Source organism: Burkholderia sp. MSMB1588, assembly GCF_001546925.1.
GTDB classification, from domain to species: domain Bacteria; phylum Pseudomonadota; class Gammaproteobacteria; order Burkholderiales; family Burkholderiaceae; genus Burkholderia; species Burkholderia humptydooensis.
The window spans coordinates 1-16,531 of sequence record NZ_CM003770.1; the positions used below are offsets into that span (position 1 = coordinate 1).

Sequence of the window (16,531 nt, forward strand, 5' to 3'; positions counted from 1 at the left end):
GCGTCGTCGAGCTTCACCAGCGCCTGCCCGCCTTCACCTGCTGCGTGTCCGCCACCAGCACGTCGGTCACCGTCCCCTGGATCTGCGCGGCGATCTGCACGACGTTGCCGGCCAGTAGGCATCGTCCGTCTCTTCGCTGAAGCGCCCGACGAGCCACCAGTAGAGCGCGGCGGCCAGCGCCGCGATCGCCAGCACGCCGAAGAACAGCGCGAAGCGGCGCGCCGCGCCGCACGGCGCGCGGCGAGCGACGCCGCGGTTTCGGGATGCGGCCGCGGCCCGGGCTCCGGCGCGGGCTTCGCGGCGCGCCGCCGATGGCGGCCGGATCGGTCGGCGCCTTCGCGCGCGGGTGGCGGTGGCGGTGTCGTTCAAGGGCTTCGCGTGCGTGATGTCGGCGGCGCCGGGCTGCGCGGGCCGGCTCGATGCGCTTCGATGCCCGGCGGCGGTGTCGGTCGAATCTCTCGTATTCACAATGATAGTGGCGTTGGGTGTGGATGTCTTCGCGCTCGATGGCTTCGTCACAGGCTCCTGCGATGCGTTTGTACCGATGCGTTCGCGCATCGATCCCGGCGGACAGCGATGCATCGGAAGCCTCCACCGCGGCAATCGTCATCCCGCCGCCGTTCGGCCATCCGCCGCGCCGCGCGATCCCGATCAATCGTGTCGCGTGTCGTTCGCCGCGGCCGGCGGCGCCGCCGCGAACGGCTTGCCCGCCTGCGCCAGCGGCGCGCCGTCCGCCTGCCGGGCGTCGAAGCCCCCGCCCAGCGCACCGATCAGCCCCACCCGCAGGCGCCCGCCGCCGCGCCTGCAGCTCGATCGCGTGCGTGCGCTCGTCCAGCAGCGTCAGCTTCGCCATGTCGACGTCCTTGCGCATCCCCATCCCGCGCCGGTGCCGGTCCTCCGCCAGCGCCACCATCCGCTGCGCCGCGCGCACCGCCTGCTGCTGCTCCCCGAGCAGCGCATCGACCGTCGACAGCGACGTCAACTGCCGCGCCACCTCGCCCAGCGCCGCATCCACCGTCTGGTTGTACAGCGCCAGCGCCACCTCCGCGTTCGCCACGTCGCCCCCCAGCTTCGCCTTCAGCCGGCCGCGATCGAAGATCGGCAGCGACAGCGCCGGCCCGATCGAGCCCCCAGCGCGTCGTGCCTGAACAGCGACGCCGGCGCGAGCGCGAACAGCCCGCCCAGCGCCGCCAGGTTCACGTCCGGGTAGAACGCCGCGCGCGTGCCGTCGATCGTCGCATACGCCGCCTCCACCCGCAGCCGCGCCGCGACGATGTCCGGCCGCCGGCCAGCAGCTCCGCCGGCAGCCGCCGCGGCAGCGGCGCGTCCGCGGGCGGCGCGAGCCTCGGCCGCGCGAGCGACAGCCCCCGTTCCGGCCCGCGCCCGCTCAGCACCCCCAGTTGCAGCTTCTGCAACTGGATCTGCTCGTCGGTCAGCGCGATCTGCTCGAACAGCTTGCTGCGCTTGAGCGCCGCGTCGTCCGCGTCGTAGCCGTTGTCGATCCCGCGCGCCGCGCGCTCGCGCAGCACCGCCTCGACCTGCTCGCTCGCGCGGCGCTTGAGCTGCAGCAGCTCGCGCAGCGCATACGCGCGGTCCAGCTCGCCGTACAGCGTCACGATCGCCACCGACAGCGCGAGCCGCGCCTGCTGCGCCTCGACCCGCGCCGCGTCGCGCATCGACAGCAGCCCGCGCGTGGCCGCCGCGTTCTTGCCCCACAGGTCCAACTGATAGTTCAGCCCGACGAACAGCGACGACGACGACACCACCGATTCGCCGACGAGCGGCACCGACACCGGCAAGCCGTTCAGCGTCGTATTGATGGTGCCGCCCGAGCGCGGCACGTGCGCCTTGGACAGCGACGCGCCCGCCTTCGCGGTGAGTCCCGTCAGCGATTCGAACTGCTGCAGTTGCGACTGCGCGACGCCGATGCGCGCCTGCGCGGCCTGCAGCGTCGGGTTCTGCCGCAGCGCTTCGTCGACCAGCGCATCGAGCTGCGGATCGCCGAGCTGCCTGACCCAGTCGGGGCTCGGCCAGGCGCCGTGCGCGGCGCCCCCCGTCGTTTGCGCGAGCGCGTCGTCGCCCGGCGCGCGCGGCGCGAGCGCCGGCTCGAAGCCCGACGGCGCGCAGCCGGCGAGCGCCCACGCGAGCGCGGCCGCCGCGAGCCGGCGCGCCGCGCGGCTGCCTGCCGTGGTCGTTGCGGTCGTTGCCGCTTGCGTTGCGGCCGTTGCCGCTTGCGTTGCGCTCCGCCTCATGCTCGTGACGCGTGCCTCGTTCTCATATCCCTCTGTCCGGCCTGCTCCGGTCATTCCTGCCGCACCGGCTCGCGCGCCGCCGCGCCCGCGCGCGCATCGTCGAACGATCCCAGCCGCCCGAACAGGCCGTCGAGCACGCCCAGCGCGATCCCCCGCAGCTTCGCGCCCTTCTCCCGCTCGCACAGCACCACCTGAACCACCTGCCATAGCGTCAGCAGACTCGGCACCAGCGCCACCGGAAACCGCAACCCGTACTGCAGCCCCAGTTGCATCGCGTTGCGCGCGCCGTAGTACCGGCGCAGCCACCCGTGATGCATCGCCGTCAGCTCGAACGGCCCCACCTTGTGCCGGCGCCGCGCGCCGATCCGGTGCGTCAGCACGAGCGACGGCACCACGTACAGCGGCACGTTGTGCGCGAGCGCGCGCAGGCAATACTCGGTGTCGACGTGATCGATGAACAGCGCCTCGTCGAATCGCCCGAGCCGCGCGTACGCGGCCCGCGAGATCACGCTGCCCGACGAGATCAGGAACGCGCAGCGCCGCGGCCCCGTCTCGCCCTCCACCCGCACGCGGCGCACCGTCACGCCGCTCGTCATCAGCACCGGCAGGAAGCGCCGCTCGTTCGCGTCGTAGATCCGCGGCCCCGCAATGAATGCGCCCGCGTGCGCGCCCGCGCCCAGTTGCGCGCACGCCTCGCGCATCCGCGCGAAGTACGCGGCCGGCACCGTCGAGTCCTGGTCGAACAGCGCGACCGCCTCGACGCCCTGCGCGAACAGCGCCGACAGCCCCGCGTTGTACGCGCCCGCCACCCCGCCGCGGTTGCCGTGGTGCTGCCACACGACCCTCGTCCGCGCCGACAGCGCGCGCACCCGCTCGCGCGCCGCCGCGTGCTCGTGCGGCGTGTTGTCGATCACCGCGAGCGCATCGCTGTCGCGCGCGAGCGCCTCCAGCCCCGACAACTGCTCGTCCGTCGGGTCATACAGAATCACCAGCGCGCCCAGGGTCGTCATCGCTCTTCCTTCCTCCTTCCGTGGTTCGAGCTTCGGCGTGCTCGCCTCGCCATCGCGGCGATGCGCCGCATCCTCAGGACTTCGATGCATCGCCGCTCGCCTTCGCCTCAATGCCCGAGCGCCGCCGCCGCGCCCCGCTTCGGCCGTGTCAGCCACATCAGCCCCGCCAGCAGCAGGCACGTCACGCTCGCCATGCAGAACATGTCGTTCGTCGCCATCATGTACGCCTGCTGCCGCACCACCTGATGCAGCGAGCTCAGCTCGCGCACGCCGTGCAGCCCCATCGCGTGCAGCGCGTCCACGTACCGCTGCGTGTTCTCCGACGCGCGCGTCACCGACTGCGACACCACCGCGTAGTGGTACGTCGCCCGGTTGTCCCACCACGTCACGCTCAGCGCCGTGCCGAACGCCGCCGACAGCGTCCGCAGGAAGTTCGACAGGCTCGACGCCGCCGCCAGCTTGTCGTCCGGCACCCGCGACAGCGTCGCCGCCGTCAGCGGGATGAAGAAGCACGGCAGCCCCATCCCCTGGATCAGCCGCGGCGTCACCACCTGCGCGAACGTCATCGACAGCGTGAAGTGCGTGCTCCACCACATCACCGCCGCGAACACCCCGAACCCGAACGTCACCAGCACCCGCGCGTCCAGCCGGCTCGCGTACAGCCCCACCAGGATCGAGAACGCCAGCGCCAGCACCCCCATCGACGCCGTCGCCAGCCCCGCCTGGTACGCCGTGTACCCCATCACCGCCTGCAGCCACAGCGGAAACACCACCCCCACCACCGAGAAGCTCATCATCCCCAGCGAGATGATCACCACGCAGAACGTGAAGGTCCGCTCCCGGAACAGGCTCAGCTCCACCACCGGATGCGCCTCGCCCAGCTCCCAGATCAGCAGCGACACGAGCGACACCCCCGCCGTGATCGCCAGCCCCGTGATCAGCGGCGAATCGAACCACCCCCGGTCATGCCCCAGATCCAGCATCGCCTGCAGCGCGCCCACGCCGATCACCAGCAGCACGATCCCCGGCACGTCGATCGGACTCGCCTCGCCCCGCTGCGCCTGCGGCCGCAGCATCAGCGCGCACACCGCGAACGAGAACAGCCCGATCGGCAGGTTGATCAGGAAGATCCACGGCCACGAGAAGTTGTCGATCAGCCAGCCGCCCACCACCGGCCCGAAGATCGGCGCGAGCAGCACCGTCATCCCCCACAGCGCCAGCGCCAGCGTGCGCCTGGCCGGCGGGAACGCGCGCATCAGGATCGTCTGCGACAGCGGCACCATCGGCCCCGAGAACAGCCCCTGCAGCGCCCGGCACGCCACCAGCACCTCCAGGTCCCGCGCGAGCCCGCACAGCAGCGACGTCAGCGTGAACAGAAGCACCGACGCGACGAACAGCCTGAGCTCCCCCACCCGCCGCGCGAGCCACCCCGTGAGCGGCACCGCGATCGCCGCGGCCACCGAGTACGAGCTGATCACCCACGTGCCCTGGCTGTTCGCCACCCCGAGGCTGCCCGAGATCGCCGGCACCGCGACGTTCGCCACCGTCGAGTCCAGCACCTCGATGAACGTCGCGAGCGACAGCGCGAACGTCAGCAGCGCGAGCTTCGCCCCGCGCAGCGGCGCGACGGCGGGCGGCGCCACGCCGGCCCTGGCCCGATCCGCCGGCAACGCCTGCGCGCTCATGCCGGCTGCGCCTGCCGCGCCGCGACGCCCGGCGCGAAGCGCTCGATGAAGCGCGCCGCCTCGTCGCAGCCGTTCGGCTGCGCCGCCATGCGCGCGCGCACCTCGGCGCAGCGCGCGGCCAGCGCCGCGTCGCCCAGCACGCGCGCCAATGCCCGTGCCAGCGGCTCGCCGCGCACTGGCGCGTCCAGCCGCACCCCGCAGCCGCTCGCCGCCACCCGCTGCGCGTTGTCGAACTGGTCGTGCGCGAACGGCGTCACCACCTGCGGCACGCCCGCCGCGTACGCCAGCGACGCCGTGCCGATCCCGCCGTGATGCACCAGCGCCCGGCACCGCGGCAGCAGCGCCGCGAGCGGCACGTAGCGGCGCTTGAGCAGCGCCGCGCCCGGCGTCTTCACTGCCGTTGGCCCCGTCGTCCCATCCCATGCCGCCGGCGCGTCCGGCGCGAGCAGAATCCCCCGCACGCCCGTCGCCCGCAGCACCTGCGTCACCGCCCGCTCATACGTGTGGCCGTCCACCCGCGTCGAGCCCACCGTGAACACCACCGGCGCCTCGCCCGACGCGACGAACGCCTCCAGCTCCGCATCCGCCTGCGCCGGCCCCGCGTCGTTGAACAGCGCAAACCCGCTTTGCACGCAATTCGCCGGCCAGTCCGGCTGCGCCGGCGCGAACCACGACGGAAACAGGCACAGCACCCCGTCCGTCGAATGCAGCCACCGCCCCAGGATCCGCTTCGCCGGCGCCAGGCCCAGCGCCTGCCGCGCCGCGTTCAGCTCCGGGCCGCACACCCGGTCCAGCACCTGCCGCTCGATCAGCGTCATCAGCCCCGCCTTCACCGCCAGCGGCAACCCCGCAGGGATCGTCAGCCGCTTGTGCGTCGGCGGCGCGTGCGCCGACAGCAGCGTCGACGGCGACACCTGCACCGACACGTAGCGCGTGCCGAAGCGCTCCTGCATCAGCCGCGCCGAGAACGCCCACAGCGTGCCCACCAGCACCGTGTCCGCGTCGCTCAGCGCGCGCAGCACGTCGAAGTGCGGCCGCACCACCGGCGCGATCACCCGCCACAGCGTCCGGAACGACGTGCGCGGTTCCCACAGCGCCGGGTCCGCCATCGCCTGCGCGTAGTCCTCGGCCGTGCCCACCGGCACGAACGCGAACCCGCTCGCGCGCACCGCCGCCTCGAACGGCGCGTGCGTGCAGAACACCACCTCGTGGCCGCGCGCCGACAGCGCCCGGCTCACCCCCAGCAGCGGGTGCACGTCGCCCGCCGACCCGATCGCCGTCACGATTACCTTCGCCATCGCTTCGTCATCCCATCCCGCGCGGCAGCCGGCGGCACATCCGGCCTCGCCAAACGTTCGAACCGGATCGTCCATCCCCGGCCGGAACCCGTCCGCCTGCCGCCAAACAGACGCCTGCGTCATGCCGATGCGCCTGACCATCGCCTCGCGCCGCGCGCCGCGTTTGCCTGTCTGATTGAAGGAGCCTCGACTGCCGGTGCGTCACGGCCGATGCCCGCCGCTACGACAGCGCCGGCAATTGGCCCAGCGGCGGACCGAGCGGCGCGAGCGTCTCGTCCTGCGCGTCGTCGCGCGCCGCGCTCGCCCGCTCGTCGCCGAAGAAGCCCAGGATCGACGCGCGGAGCTGCTCCTGCGGCTGACGCCCCTCGAGGTCCAGGAAGTGCCCCGCCTGCCGGATCGTCGCGAACTCCGCGCGCCGCACGTACGCCGCCAGCCGCCGCACGTCCGACGCCGTCGTGTACTCGTCCAGCTCGCCGTTGATGAACTTCACCGCGCAGCCGATCTGGCGGAACTCCGGCAGATACTGCTCCGGCTGCATCGACAGGATCTGGTCGACGTGGAACGCCACCTGGTCCTGCTCGTTGCGCGGCAGCTTCGTCAGATACCGGTAGTTGTACAGCTTCATGATCCGCGGCAGGTAGCGCCCCACCGTGTCGTTGAGCAACTGCGCCGCCTTCAGGTTCTCGCCCGCCGCAATGTGATCGCGCGCGCGCGTCACATAGTCCGTCATCGCCTCGTTCAGGAACGGCGAGAACGACGCGATCACCGCCCGCCGCACGCTCGCGCACCCGCGCGCCAGCGCGAACAGCGACGCCACCCCGCCCCACGACACCGACAGCATGAAGCTCGGCTCGAACCGCTCGGCCAGGTGCAGCAGAATCTCGACCTCGTCGTCCTTCGTCAGAATGTACTCGCCCGGATTGTGCTGGCGCGACTGCCCCGCGTACGGCAAATCGAAGCACACCGCGTTCACGCGTTCGCCCAGGTAGCGAATCGTCTGGCCGAACGACGCGCTCGTCGCCAGCGCGCCGTTCACGAGGATGACCGTCTCGAAGGCCGGATCGAACACGTGACGCTCGACGTGGACCTTCAGTCCGCTCGGCAGCGCTACAACCTGTTTCTCAATAGGCATGGCGTATCTCCCGCATCTGCTCGGCAAATGAGCTGATCCCGCGCCCTTGACAGGACGCCAACACGTAGCCGCACACCCTCCCGCGCGATCCGTACGCCCTGCCTCGCGCGCCGCGGCGGCTACCCACCCGCCGGAGCCGCGCATCGCCTCGTCCCCCTATCCGACCGGCAATACGCTCCCACCAGGCCCAACACGGTCATCCCGCTGCCTTCGGCCCGTGGTCTCCAGCGCCTCTTACTCGCATGACGCCTCTTGAAGGATTAACCGCTTCCCGACATCCTGCCGCCCGAATTACGCCGTGCGGCGACGTGTCTTATTGAACTGAGAATTCTGCGATGCAGCATAAGATATCAAATCCCAAATGTAAACATTTTTAAATCTATTTTCGAATTTCGAATCGGGCTTCAAAAATGCACTTGCTCACCACCATCATGCCGATATGGAATTTTCAAATAAGCTTAATCGTGCATTTACGGCACCGCTTCCGGGAAATGACATCGCACCCTGATCGCCATCGGCCGCCGCGCACTGGAATCAACGCCCGACGCCGGCCAGCCCCACGTATGACACGCGGCCGTTGTCCGCCGGATCGACCATCACCCGCACCCGCTCGCCGACGCGCGGGATATTCCCCAAATCGATGAATTGCTTGATCGTCACGTCCCACGATGCGCCATTGTGGTGAATGCGCAGCTCGATCTGCATCATCGGCACGTTATTCAGCGTCACGCCGGTTTGACCGATGCTCAAGACGTCGGCCACCGCCTCATAACCGTTCTTCACGACGGTCTGAGCCCGAACCGACGACATCACCATCGACAAAGTCTTTGACGTCGTCACCACCACGAAAATCAAGACAATCGCCACCAATATGCCGACGACGCTGATTATCGAAGTCTGGAACATGAATACGCTCCCTTTCCGCCAATAAAACACTCCTGGTTGATTCCGAGAAGAGTCTCGATTACTGCATACGCAAATCGATGTTTATACGATAGTTTTACGCTTATTCAAGTGGCTTTCACGACGGTCGCGCCACACGTCACGCGCCACGCGCCGCGAAAGCCGTCCGGCACGGCGCGCCGGCCGTTACTTGCGCGCTTCGTTCAGCGTCGCGTCGTTCGTCTCCGCGGTCGTCGAAGTCGACGTGGCCGCGGGCGACGACGACGGCGAGCGCACCGAGTCGATCGCCTTGCGCGTGCGCGTCGACGTCGCCTGCACCGCCTCGTCGGTCGCCGAGCGCACGCCCTGGTTGACCTGCGACGTCGCCGCCTGCGTCACCTGCTCCTTCACCGACTGGAACAGTTGGCCCAGTTGCGCCTGGCTGCTCATCGACACGAGCCCCACCACGATCCCCGCCACGATTTGCTTCTTCATCGACATCTCTCCATTCCTCACAAAAGATTGAAACGGGCGCGCCGGCGCACGCCCGGAATTCGCCTGTGCATCGCCAGGCATCGCGCGACGCGCGACGACGCCCGCGGCCGCAGCGCGCTGACGCCGACGCAACTGCCCACGCAGCCGAAGCGCATCACTTGCCGGTCCTGAACGGCGCGAAGAAGATCGACGGCATCTCCTCCGGGAAGCCGACCGCGTTGGTCGGACGCAGGTCCCGCATGTCGACGTTGAAGTCGTAGGTCTTCTGGCGCTGCTGGTTGTCCTGATGGATCATCACCTGCTTGTCGACCGCGGACTTGATCGTCGACATGTGCTCGAGCATCTTCGAGCCGACCTGCTGCACGTTGCCGATCAGGTTGCTCGCGTTGCTCGACGACGCCGTCGACAGATCCGGAATCGAATCGATGAACGGCTTGGCCATCGAGCCGCTCGCGTCCTGCCCGTACTGGTGCGCGTTGTTGCATGCAGCGAAGATTTCCTTTGGATCAATCATGTCTTGCTCCTTTCCAGTGTGCGCGCCCTGCGGCGCATGAATAGCGATGCTCGACGCATCACGACGGACACCTGAACGACTGCAGGATGCCCGACCATATCGGCGACGGCAGCGTGAGCGCCTGCCATTCGATGCGGACCGTGCCGAGGCTCGTCTGATAGAGCCGCTCGCGCCGGTCCGCGGTGCCCGTGCCGCCCACTGCCTGCCCCGCGTCGAAGAAGCGGAACAGCGCCCACGGCCCGTCGAACTGCAGCGTCGTCATCCGGCCGTCGACGGACTTCAGTTGCAGCTTGATCGCGAGCTGCGTGTTCTGATTGGTCCAGTCGACCCGGTGCGGCGACGTCACGCCGTGCGCGAAGCGCACCGTCTGGCCGGCGGCGCTCAGTTGCGCTTCGGACAACTGCGAATCCATGTCGATGAAGCGCAGCACGGTCGACACGCGCAGGTGCCCCGAATCGTCGAGCATCGCGCCGCGGATGCGATCGGCCGTCTCGTACGAGTTGAGGACCGACTGGCTGACCATCCCGTTCGGCCCGCCGTTCGAGCGCAGCGCCTGCCACGGCTTCGCGGACGTATCGACATAGGCGGCGAGGTGATCGCGGAAGTACGTCGCCATCAGCCCCTGCGAGCTGAACAATCGTTCGAAGTCCTCGACGCCCGCATCCGCCTGCGCGTTGCGGCGCATCGGATAGCGGCCCGTGAAGCCCTGATCGCAGACCATCTTCGTCGCGCCCGCCGCGCCGCGATTGAGCAGCGCGCCCGATTCGCGCGTCGTCATCGTGCTGCCGCTGCTCACGAGGTCGAGCATGATGCCGCGCACGGGCTCCGGCTGACGCGCGGCCGTCTCCTTCAGCCGCGAGAACGCGTCGTACTGCGCGGGCAGCACCTGGCCCGCCTGCAGCGCGCCGTTGACGAGGCCGAGCTGCCGGTACAGCGGCTCGAACAGGCGCGACAGCGGATTGTTCGCAATCGTGTTGTTGCGGTTCAACTGCGCGGCGAGCTGGCGGATCGCCTGGAAGTGCTCCTCGACGACGTGCTCGGGCAGCAGCACCGTCCGGTAATGCTGGCCGCTCAGCTCGCCGACGACCTGCCGCCGCCCCTTCTCGAAGCGATACTTCTGGCGATCAATCCAGCTATCGATGTTGCCCTCGTCGCTCGCGCCCGTTAGCGTCGTCTCGCGCGCGGCGAAGCGCAGCAGGTTCGCGAGCGGCGATTGCGCCTCCATCATCGCGGCCGCGAGCTGCGACGCATCGTCGAGGCCCGTCACGCCGCGCACCGTCACGTCGTTCAGGAAGTTCTGCCACGCGGAGATATAGTCCTGAAGGAACTGGTTGCGCGCGGAATCGGCGAGCTTCTGCACGAGGCCGTCGATCTGGAAGCTGTTGCCGGACAGCGTCTCGTCGCGCAACACCCAGCTCTCTTCCTCGAGCATCGCGCGCGCGCTCTTCTGCAGGCGCGGCACGAACACGTCCGTGTAGCCCGCGCGCGTGAACCAGCCGGACACCGCGGTGTCGGTCGACGGCACGTTGCTGCGCATGCGCAGGCTCATCGACGCCTCGAAGCCCGCCGCGCGCGACAGCGAGATGTCGTTGACCTGCTGCGGCAGCCCCTGCGCGTGGATGTGCTGCAGCACGCGCGTGACGAGCGGAATCTGCGCGGCCTTCGCGCGCGCCGAGCGCACGAGGTTCGCGTCCTCCGGCGTCGCCGGCACGTTCTTCAGCGATATCAGCGTGCGCACGTGCGCGAGCAGCGAGCGGCGGTCGTCGTCCGAGTACTGGCCGCCCGCGAGCGCGTCCCAGCGGCCGTCGAGCCAGCGCACGACGTCGTCCGCCGAGCGTCGATCAGGACGACAGAGCATCAGGTAGACCTTCAGCGTCTGATAGATGTCGCCCGGGCTGCCGTCGACCTGCGACACGAGCGTGCGCCGCACTTCGTTGTACAGCTCCGGCATCAGCATCTTCTGCAAGTGCCGGTAATAGGTGTCGCGCGCCGTCTCGGCGACGAGCCCGTGCTCGAAGTACGGCGTGGCCATCCCCTGTGCGGCGTCCTCGGCCTGCAACTGCGCATAGCGCATCTGGTTCGCGATCTCGATGAGCGTCGAGCCGCCGTCGTTGCCATAGGACGCCTCGGCCTGCGCGAGCCGCTTCGCCTCGGTGAACTGCGCCCAGACGCCGTCCAGATAATCGCGCTCGGTGACGTAGCCCCAGCCGAACCACAGCAGGAGGCCCAACGCGACGATCGGCACCGCGCTCCAGCGCAGCGCCCCGCCGAGGCGGCCGCGCCACGACTTCGGGCCGCTCGGCCGCACCGCATCGCGCTCGAGCGACACCTGCCGGATGAGCGGCGTCCACAGCTCGCTGAGCGGCCGTGACAGCACGGGCAGCTCCGACGAGCCGGCGCCCGCCGCACCCGCCGGATGCGCCTGCGCAAGCTCGGCCATCGAGCCAAGCCACACGCCGCGCAACCGCGCGGCCGTATGCGTTTCGCCCGGCGCGAGCGCGACGTGCAGCCATGCGACGAGCGCCTTCTGCAGCCGGCTGAACGTCTCGACGAAACGCAATTGCGCGTGGTTCATCGACACCTCGGTCGCGGCGGGCGCCGAATACAGCACCTGCTGCTGGACGCGCTGCTGCAGCCCTTGCAACGCGTGCTGCCACGTCGCGTCCGCGCGCGCCGCGTCGGCTTCGGCGCCGTCGTCGGGCAGGCTGAAGCCGACGCCCTTCGCCCACTTCGACGCGTCGAGCAGCGACAGCGTCGACACCGCGCCGTCGAGCCGGTCGAGCCCGTTCAGCGCGACGTACACCTGCACCTGCTGGCCGAACGCCTCGCGCATTTCGTCGAGCCGCGCGCGCACCGAATCGGCGAGGCGCTTGCGCGCATCGAGCGGCGCATCGACCATGTCGGCGCCGTCGACGCACAGCACGACGCCGCTGATCGGCGCGCCCTTGCGCAGCCGCCTCATCCCGCGCAGCAGCTTGCGCCACGCATCGAGCTCACCGTCGTCGACGCCCGCGCGCAGGCTCCAGCGGCCGCCGACGTCGAACCACACGGCCTCGCGCGTGATCCGGAAGTTGAAATCGTCGCCGCGCCCGTAAGTGGCGTCGGAGCCGAGCACGCGGTCCTGCAGCGAGCCGGACACGCTGACCGCCTTCGCGACGAGGCTCGACTTGCCGCTGCCCTCCGAGCCGAGCACCAGATACCACGGCAGCATCGCGCGATGCTCGCGCGTGAGCGCGCCGATCCCGCGCTTCCAGCGGCTGCGCGGCTCCTTGCGCCAGCGCTCCTTCAATTGCTGGTCGAGGTTGCGCAAATGCTTGTCGACGAAATCGAGCTGCTTCGTCTTCGGCGCGACCTTCACCTGCCGCGGACTCATCGCGAGCCGCGCCCAGAGCCGCGCGAGCGTCGGCCAGAAGCCCCAGATCAGCACGAGCGCGACGAGGATCTCGCGCACCCACACGGGGCCGAGCGGGTGATAGATGCCGAACGCGAAGAGCGGCCCCACCCACCAGATCAGGATCGCGATCAGAATCGCCGCGAATACTCTCAAGCTCGTGCGGATCATGGCTGACGGCCCTCCGTGGCCGGTCTCGTTGCTGGCATCGTGGTTGGCGTCGCGGTCGTGATCTCCGTCGTCGCATACGGCAGTTGCCCTTCAGGCGCGATCTCGACGCCTTCCGGCATCGCCGGACGCATCGGGACCTGGCCGGGCTTCTCCGGCTGCTGCAGATTCAGGCTGCGGCCCGGTTGCGACGCACCGTCGGGAATCACCTTCCACAGCACGTCGACGCGGCGGTTGCGCTCGTAAGCGGCGGCCGTCTTCGCGGTGTCGATCGGCTGCGCGTCGCCGCGCCCCGAATACTCGATGCTGCGCTGCACCGCGTTCTCCGGCGCGCGCGCGCCGCCCGGCAGCGCGGTCGTGCGCAGTTCGTCGGCGACGGTGCGCGCCCGCGCTTCCGACAGCGCCTGGTTGTCCGGGAACTCGCTCGTGCGGATCGGCCGCGAATCGGTGTGGCCGATCACCTCGAGGTCGCCAGGCCACGGCGCGAACGCGAGGCCGAGCCGCTCGATGTTGTGCATGAAGTCCGGCCGGACCTTCGCCTTGCCGACGTCGAACGCGCCGTCGCTCTTGAACACGAGCAGCCATCCTTGCGGATGCTTGTACGCGGTGAGCCACCCTTCCGTGAGGATCTGCGGCAGCGGCGGCGGCAGCGTCTCGGCGATGTTGATCGTGCGCGTGGGCGGCATCCACGCGGCGAGCGCGTTGCGGATCGGCCGCCCCTGCGAATCGAGCCAGAGGCTGATCGCGCCGTACGCGAGCACGAGCACGCCGAGCGCGACGGCCGCCGCGCGGCCGGCCGTCCACCACGAGCGGCGCCGCTTCGCGGGCGTGACGAGCTCGGTGCCGAGCGGCTCGGGCGGCACGTGATGCCAGATCAGCGCGTGCAGTTGCGAGCGCAGGTCCTGCAACAGCACGTCGCCGCGATCGAGCACGCGGTAGCGGCCCTGCCAGCCGAGCGACAGGATCAGTTCGTAGAACGAGAGAAGCGGAATCGGCGGCTGGTCCGCCTTCATCCAGCGCGACAGGTCGGCGAACGCGTCCTCGCCGCCCCATGCGTCATCGTGGAACTCGACGAGCAGGCTGCGCTCGCCGTCATAGACGACCTGCGAATGCTCGCGCGCCGAATCGTTGACGGTCTCGTCGAGATACGTGCACAGCAGGTACGACGCATCGCGGATCTGTTCCCATTCGCAGCCGGAGCCGGCGAGCCGCTCGCGGTAGAGCCGCACTTCGAGCCCGAGCTGCGTGCGGATCGCGGCCTGATTGAGCGGCCCGGCCGCGAGATGCCGCTGCAATTGCAGCACCGCGGGCAACGCGTGCGACACGAACGGGTTGTTCCAGCTCGCCTGCTGCAGGCCCGCCTTCATGATCGCGGCCTGCTCGCCCTGCGCGCTGTAGACGACGGGCGCCGCGCCCCGCGCGTCGGCGGGTGCGTGCGCGCCGCCCGGCACCGGAAACTGCAGCACCGCCGGATTGCGCGGCGAGCCGTCGGCATGCGGCGGCGCGTCCGCGGCCGCGGATCCGGCCACCGGCGCGGCGGCGCCCGACGCAGCCACGTTCGTCGTGCCGGCGGTCGACACGGCGGAGCTCGACATCGCCGCGCTGGACAGCGACGACAGCGTCGGTATCCGCGTCGCGAGATCCGGATTCGCCGCCGCGCGATCGAGCATGTTGGATGCCATCGATACGCGGCGCAGCGTAGTGGAAAGATTTCGTAGCAGGCTCATAGCAGATTGCGTCTCATGTCGTGGTTCACGCCACCTTGCCGTCTCTCAGCCCCCAGGCTTCGAAGCGAAGATCGGGGAAATCGCCGACGATGCGCAGCGCCATCGCCGAGCCGGCGAGGGTCTGCTTCCAGAACGGATCGGTCGATTCCACTTCGAAGTACGTGCTTTGGGCGTAGTAGGGAATCTGGCGCGGGGGATTGGGCAGCGCGTTCAGGCGCGCGCCCGGCAGTTGCAGGTCCACGAGCTTCTGGATCTGCTCGACGGCGCCCAGCTTCGTCTGCTGCGGCAACAGTTGCCGCAGCTTCTCCGCCGGCATCGCGGCCGAAAACGCGAAAATCAGTTTCTTCAGGTTCCACTGCTTGTCGATGATGCAGATGTGCACCTGATCGCCGCGATCCTCGAAGCGCAGCGGCAGCACCGGCGTCTCGATCACGCGCGCGAGCGCCTGGCGCAGCATCGTCGCGAGCGGCTCGAAGCTCGTCTGAAGATCGTCGTGGTCGTAGCCGAGCTCGCGGTCGGCGAGCTCCTCGTCGACGCCCGGCAGCACGCTCAGGCGCCCGAGCAGGCCGACCAGCTCGTGATACAGCATCGCGGGCGGCAGCGGATCGAACGCGTCGAGGTTCGCGAGGCGCATCCGGTACTCGGCGATCGCCTGGCGCAGCAGCAGCTCGATCAGATCGGCGACGCCGCCGCCCGTCGACAGCACGCGCTGCGCGGACGTGCTCGCGAGCCGCACGCGCAGCGTGCTCTGCAGCTCGTCGATCAGCGAGCGCAGCACGAGATGCGCGCGCGTGTCGAGGAGCGGCGGAATGAAGCGCGGGTCGAGCGATACGGTGCGGCTCGCGTTGCGGCCCGCCACGCGCGCGATCGGCAGCGCGGCTTCGTCGGAGCGCAACTGCGACTTCCAGCAAAGGCGCGTGACGAGCTGCCCGGTCTCGATCGTCAGGCGCCGCGGCGTGCCGGGCGCGTCGAGGCCGACCGCGAGATCCGGCACCTCGGTCGACACCGCGCGATAGCGCGACGCCGACGCGACGTCGCCGAACGCCATTTCCGGGCCGCCCGTGCGCGCCGCCTGCAGCGCGAGGCACGCGATGTCGCCCGCCTGCGCGAACTCGGTCTCGAGCGGCGGCGGCAGCGGATCGTCGGACGGCAGCGAGAACGCGGTGCCGTCCTGGAACACGCCGCGCGCGTGGCGCAGCCCGAGCCTGCCGAGCCCGAGGCCGTCCTGATCGAGATCGAGCAGCGTGAAGCCCCAGCCGTGATTCGACGTCTGACCGAGCCGCAGCGCGGCCTGATGCGCGAGATGCCGCTCGAGCTGCTGGAAGTGCTGCGTCTCGATCAGCATGCCGTCGCTCCACGCGACCGGTCCTACCGGCAGACTGCTCATTGCCTGCTTCTCCTTGTCCCATAGGTGGTTTTCGTCCTGCGCTCGGGCGGCGGCTCGTCGCTGCGGACCGCCGATGCGGCGAGCGCGCCGCCGACGGGCACAGGCCCCGGCAACAACGCGTTGTAGATGCCGTCGCGGTCGAGCCAGACGGCCATGTGAATCAATCCGCGGCCCTCGATGCGCACGCGCAGCGGCCCGTAGTTCGTCGGCCGGCGCGCGTAGTCGGCGTCGGCGACGAGCCACAGGTCACCCGAGCGCGGCAGGTTCAGCGAGAACTGCAGCACCTGGTTCGGCGCGACCACGTGGCGCGAGTCGGCGACGACCGTGCTGTCCTGCCCGCGCGACGCGCACGACGAATCGTCGCCGCCTTGCGTCGGCAGCCAGTCGGCCGCGGTCACGACGTACACGCACGTCTGCACCGGCCGCGGCTCGCCCGTCGGCGCGACGTTCAGCCGGTTGCCGCCGACGAGCGTCACGTGCAGTTGCCGCGGCTCTTCCGGCTTCGACGACGAGAACATCGAGCAGCCGGCGAGCATGCCGAGCGCGAGCGCCGCCGCGAATGATTTGAAGGGGCCCATCTTGCGACGCAC

12 protein-coding genes and 1 pseudogene are annotated in these 16,531 nt (G+C 69.8%); all 13 read right to left on the reverse strand.

Annotation, left to right across the window (positions count from 1 at the left end):
- Positions 1-13: 13 nt before the first annotated feature.
- The 13 genes and pseudogenes from WS92_RS00005 to tssJ all read right to left on the reverse strand — a co-directional run bounded on the left by WS92_RS00005 (position 14) and on the right by tssJ (position 16,531).
- Entirely contained in the window at positions 14-655 is a 642-nt protein-coding gene (locus WS92_RS00005) for a biotin/lipoyl attachment domain-containing protein (RefSeq protein ID WP_171845171.1), read from the reverse strand.
- A pseudogene (locus WS92_RS00010) lies at positions 652-2,252 on the reverse strand (efflux transporter outer membrane subunit). Before WS92_RS00010 ends, WS92_RS00005 begins: the two are co-directional and overlap by 4 nt.
- Before the next feature lie 50 nt (positions 2,253-2,302).
- Positions 2,303-3,262: a glycosyltransferase family 2 protein gene (locus WS92_RS00015; RefSeq protein ID WP_061083845.1), complete on the reverse strand. Its 960-nt coding sequence runs from the start codon at positions 3,260-3,262 to the stop codon at positions 2,303-2,305.
- Between the two features lie 107 nt (positions 3,263-3,369).
- Positions 3,370-4,947 (reverse strand): DHA2 family efflux MFS transporter permease subunit, encoded by a 1,578-nt coding sequence (locus WS92_RS00020; RefSeq protein ID WP_061083792.1) that lies wholly within the window; start codon positions 4,945-4,947, stop codon positions 3,370-3,372.
- Positions 4,944-6,245: a glycosyltransferase gene (locus WS92_RS00025; protein ID WP_059931670.1), complete on the reverse strand. Its 1,302-nt coding sequence runs from the start codon at positions 6,243-6,245 to the stop codon at positions 4,944-4,946. Before WS92_RS00025 ends, WS92_RS00020 begins: the two co-directional genes overlap by 4 nt.
- 220 nt (positions 6,246-6,465) lie before the next feature.
- Positions 6,466-7,377: an alpha/beta fold hydrolase gene (locus WS92_RS00030; protein ID WP_006029873.1), complete on the reverse strand. Its 912-nt coding sequence runs from the start codon at positions 7,375-7,377 to the stop codon at positions 6,466-6,468.
- Positions 7,378-7,911: 534 nt separating this feature from the next.
- Positions 7,912-8,187: a hypothetical protein gene (locus WS92_RS00035; protein ID WP_059931668.1), complete on the reverse strand. Its 276-nt coding sequence runs from the start codon at positions 8,185-8,187 to the stop codon at positions 7,912-7,914.
- A 279-nt stretch (positions 8,188-8,466) separates the two neighbouring features.
- Positions 8,467-8,760, reverse strand: coding sequence for a hypothetical protein (locus tag WS92_RS00040; RefSeq protein ID WP_009914468.1), 294 nt, complete (start codon positions 8,758-8,760; stop codon positions 8,467-8,469).
- 148 nt (positions 8,761-8,908) lie between these two features.
- On the reverse strand, positions 8,909-9,268 hold the full coding sequence (locus WS92_RS00045; RefSeq protein WP_006029749.1) for a DUF6277 family protein: 360 nt from the start codon (positions 9,266-9,268) through the stop codon (positions 8,909-8,911).
- A gap of 58 nt (positions 9,269-9,326) precedes the next feature.
- The gene (tssM, locus tag WS92_RS00050) at positions 9,327-12,830 is read right to left on the reverse strand and encodes a type VI secretion system membrane subunit TssM (protein ID WP_059931566.1); all 3,504 of its coding nucleotides are present in this window, start codon (positions 12,828-12,830) and stop codon (positions 9,327-9,329) included.
- Complete coding sequence (gene icmH, locus WS92_RS00055) at positions 12,827-14,497, reverse strand: type IVB secretion system protein IcmH/DotU (protein ID WP_059931564.1); 1,671 nt, start codon at positions 14,495-14,497, stop codon at positions 12,827-12,829. Before icmH ends, tssM begins: the two co-directional genes overlap by 4 nt.
- An 82-nt stretch (positions 14,498-14,579) precedes the next feature.
- Entirely contained in the window at positions 14,580-15,941 is a 1,362-nt protein-coding gene (tssK, locus tag WS92_RS00060) for a type VI secretion system baseplate subunit TssK (RefSeq protein ID WP_015602850.1), read from the reverse strand.
- Complete coding sequence (gene tssJ, locus WS92_RS00065) at positions 15,938-16,531, reverse strand: type VI secretion system lipoprotein TssJ (RefSeq protein ID WP_059931562.1); 594 nt, start codon at positions 16,529-16,531, stop codon at positions 15,938-15,940. Before tssJ ends, tssK begins: the two co-directional genes overlap by 4 nt.

Coding starts and splice junctions, on each gene's coding strand:
- WS92_RS00035 (WP_059931668.1), bottom strand. CDS start 8,187: ATGTCGTCGGTTCGGGCTCAGACCGTCGTGAAGAACGGTTATGAGGCG.
- icmH (WP_059931564.1), bottom strand. CDS start 14,497: ATGCTCGATCGCGCGGCGGCGAATCCGGATCTCGCGACGCGGATACCG.
- WS92_RS00040 (WP_009914468.1), bottom strand. CDS start 8,760: ATGTCGATGAAGAAGCAAATCGTGGCGGGGATCGTGGTGGGGCTCGTG.
- tssM (WP_059931566.1), bottom strand. CDS start 12,830: ATGATCCGCACGAGCTTGAGAGTATTCGCGGCGATTCTGATCGCGATC.
- WS92_RS00020 (WP_061083792.1), bottom strand. CDS start 4,947: ATGAGCGCGCAGGCGTTGCCGGCGGATCGGGCCAGGGCCGGCGTGGCG.
- WS92_RS00015 (WP_061083845.1), bottom strand. CDS start 3,262: ATGACGACCCTGGGCGCGCTGGTGATTCTGTATGACCCGACGGACGAG.
- tssK (WP_015602850.1), bottom strand. CDS start 15,941: ATGAGCAGTCTGCCGGTAGGACCGGTCGCGTGGAGCGACGGCATGCTG.
- WS92_RS00045 (WP_006029749.1), bottom strand. CDS start 9,268: ATGATTGATCCAAAGGAAATCTTCGCTGCATGCAACAACGCGCACCAG.
- WS92_RS00025 (WP_059931670.1), bottom strand. CDS start 6,245: ATGGCGAAGGTAATCGTGACGGCGATCGGGTCGGCGGGCGACGTGCAC.
- WS92_RS00030 (WP_006029873.1), bottom strand. CDS start 7,377: ATGCCTATTGAGAAACAGGTTGTAGCGCTGCCGAGCGGACTGAAGGTC.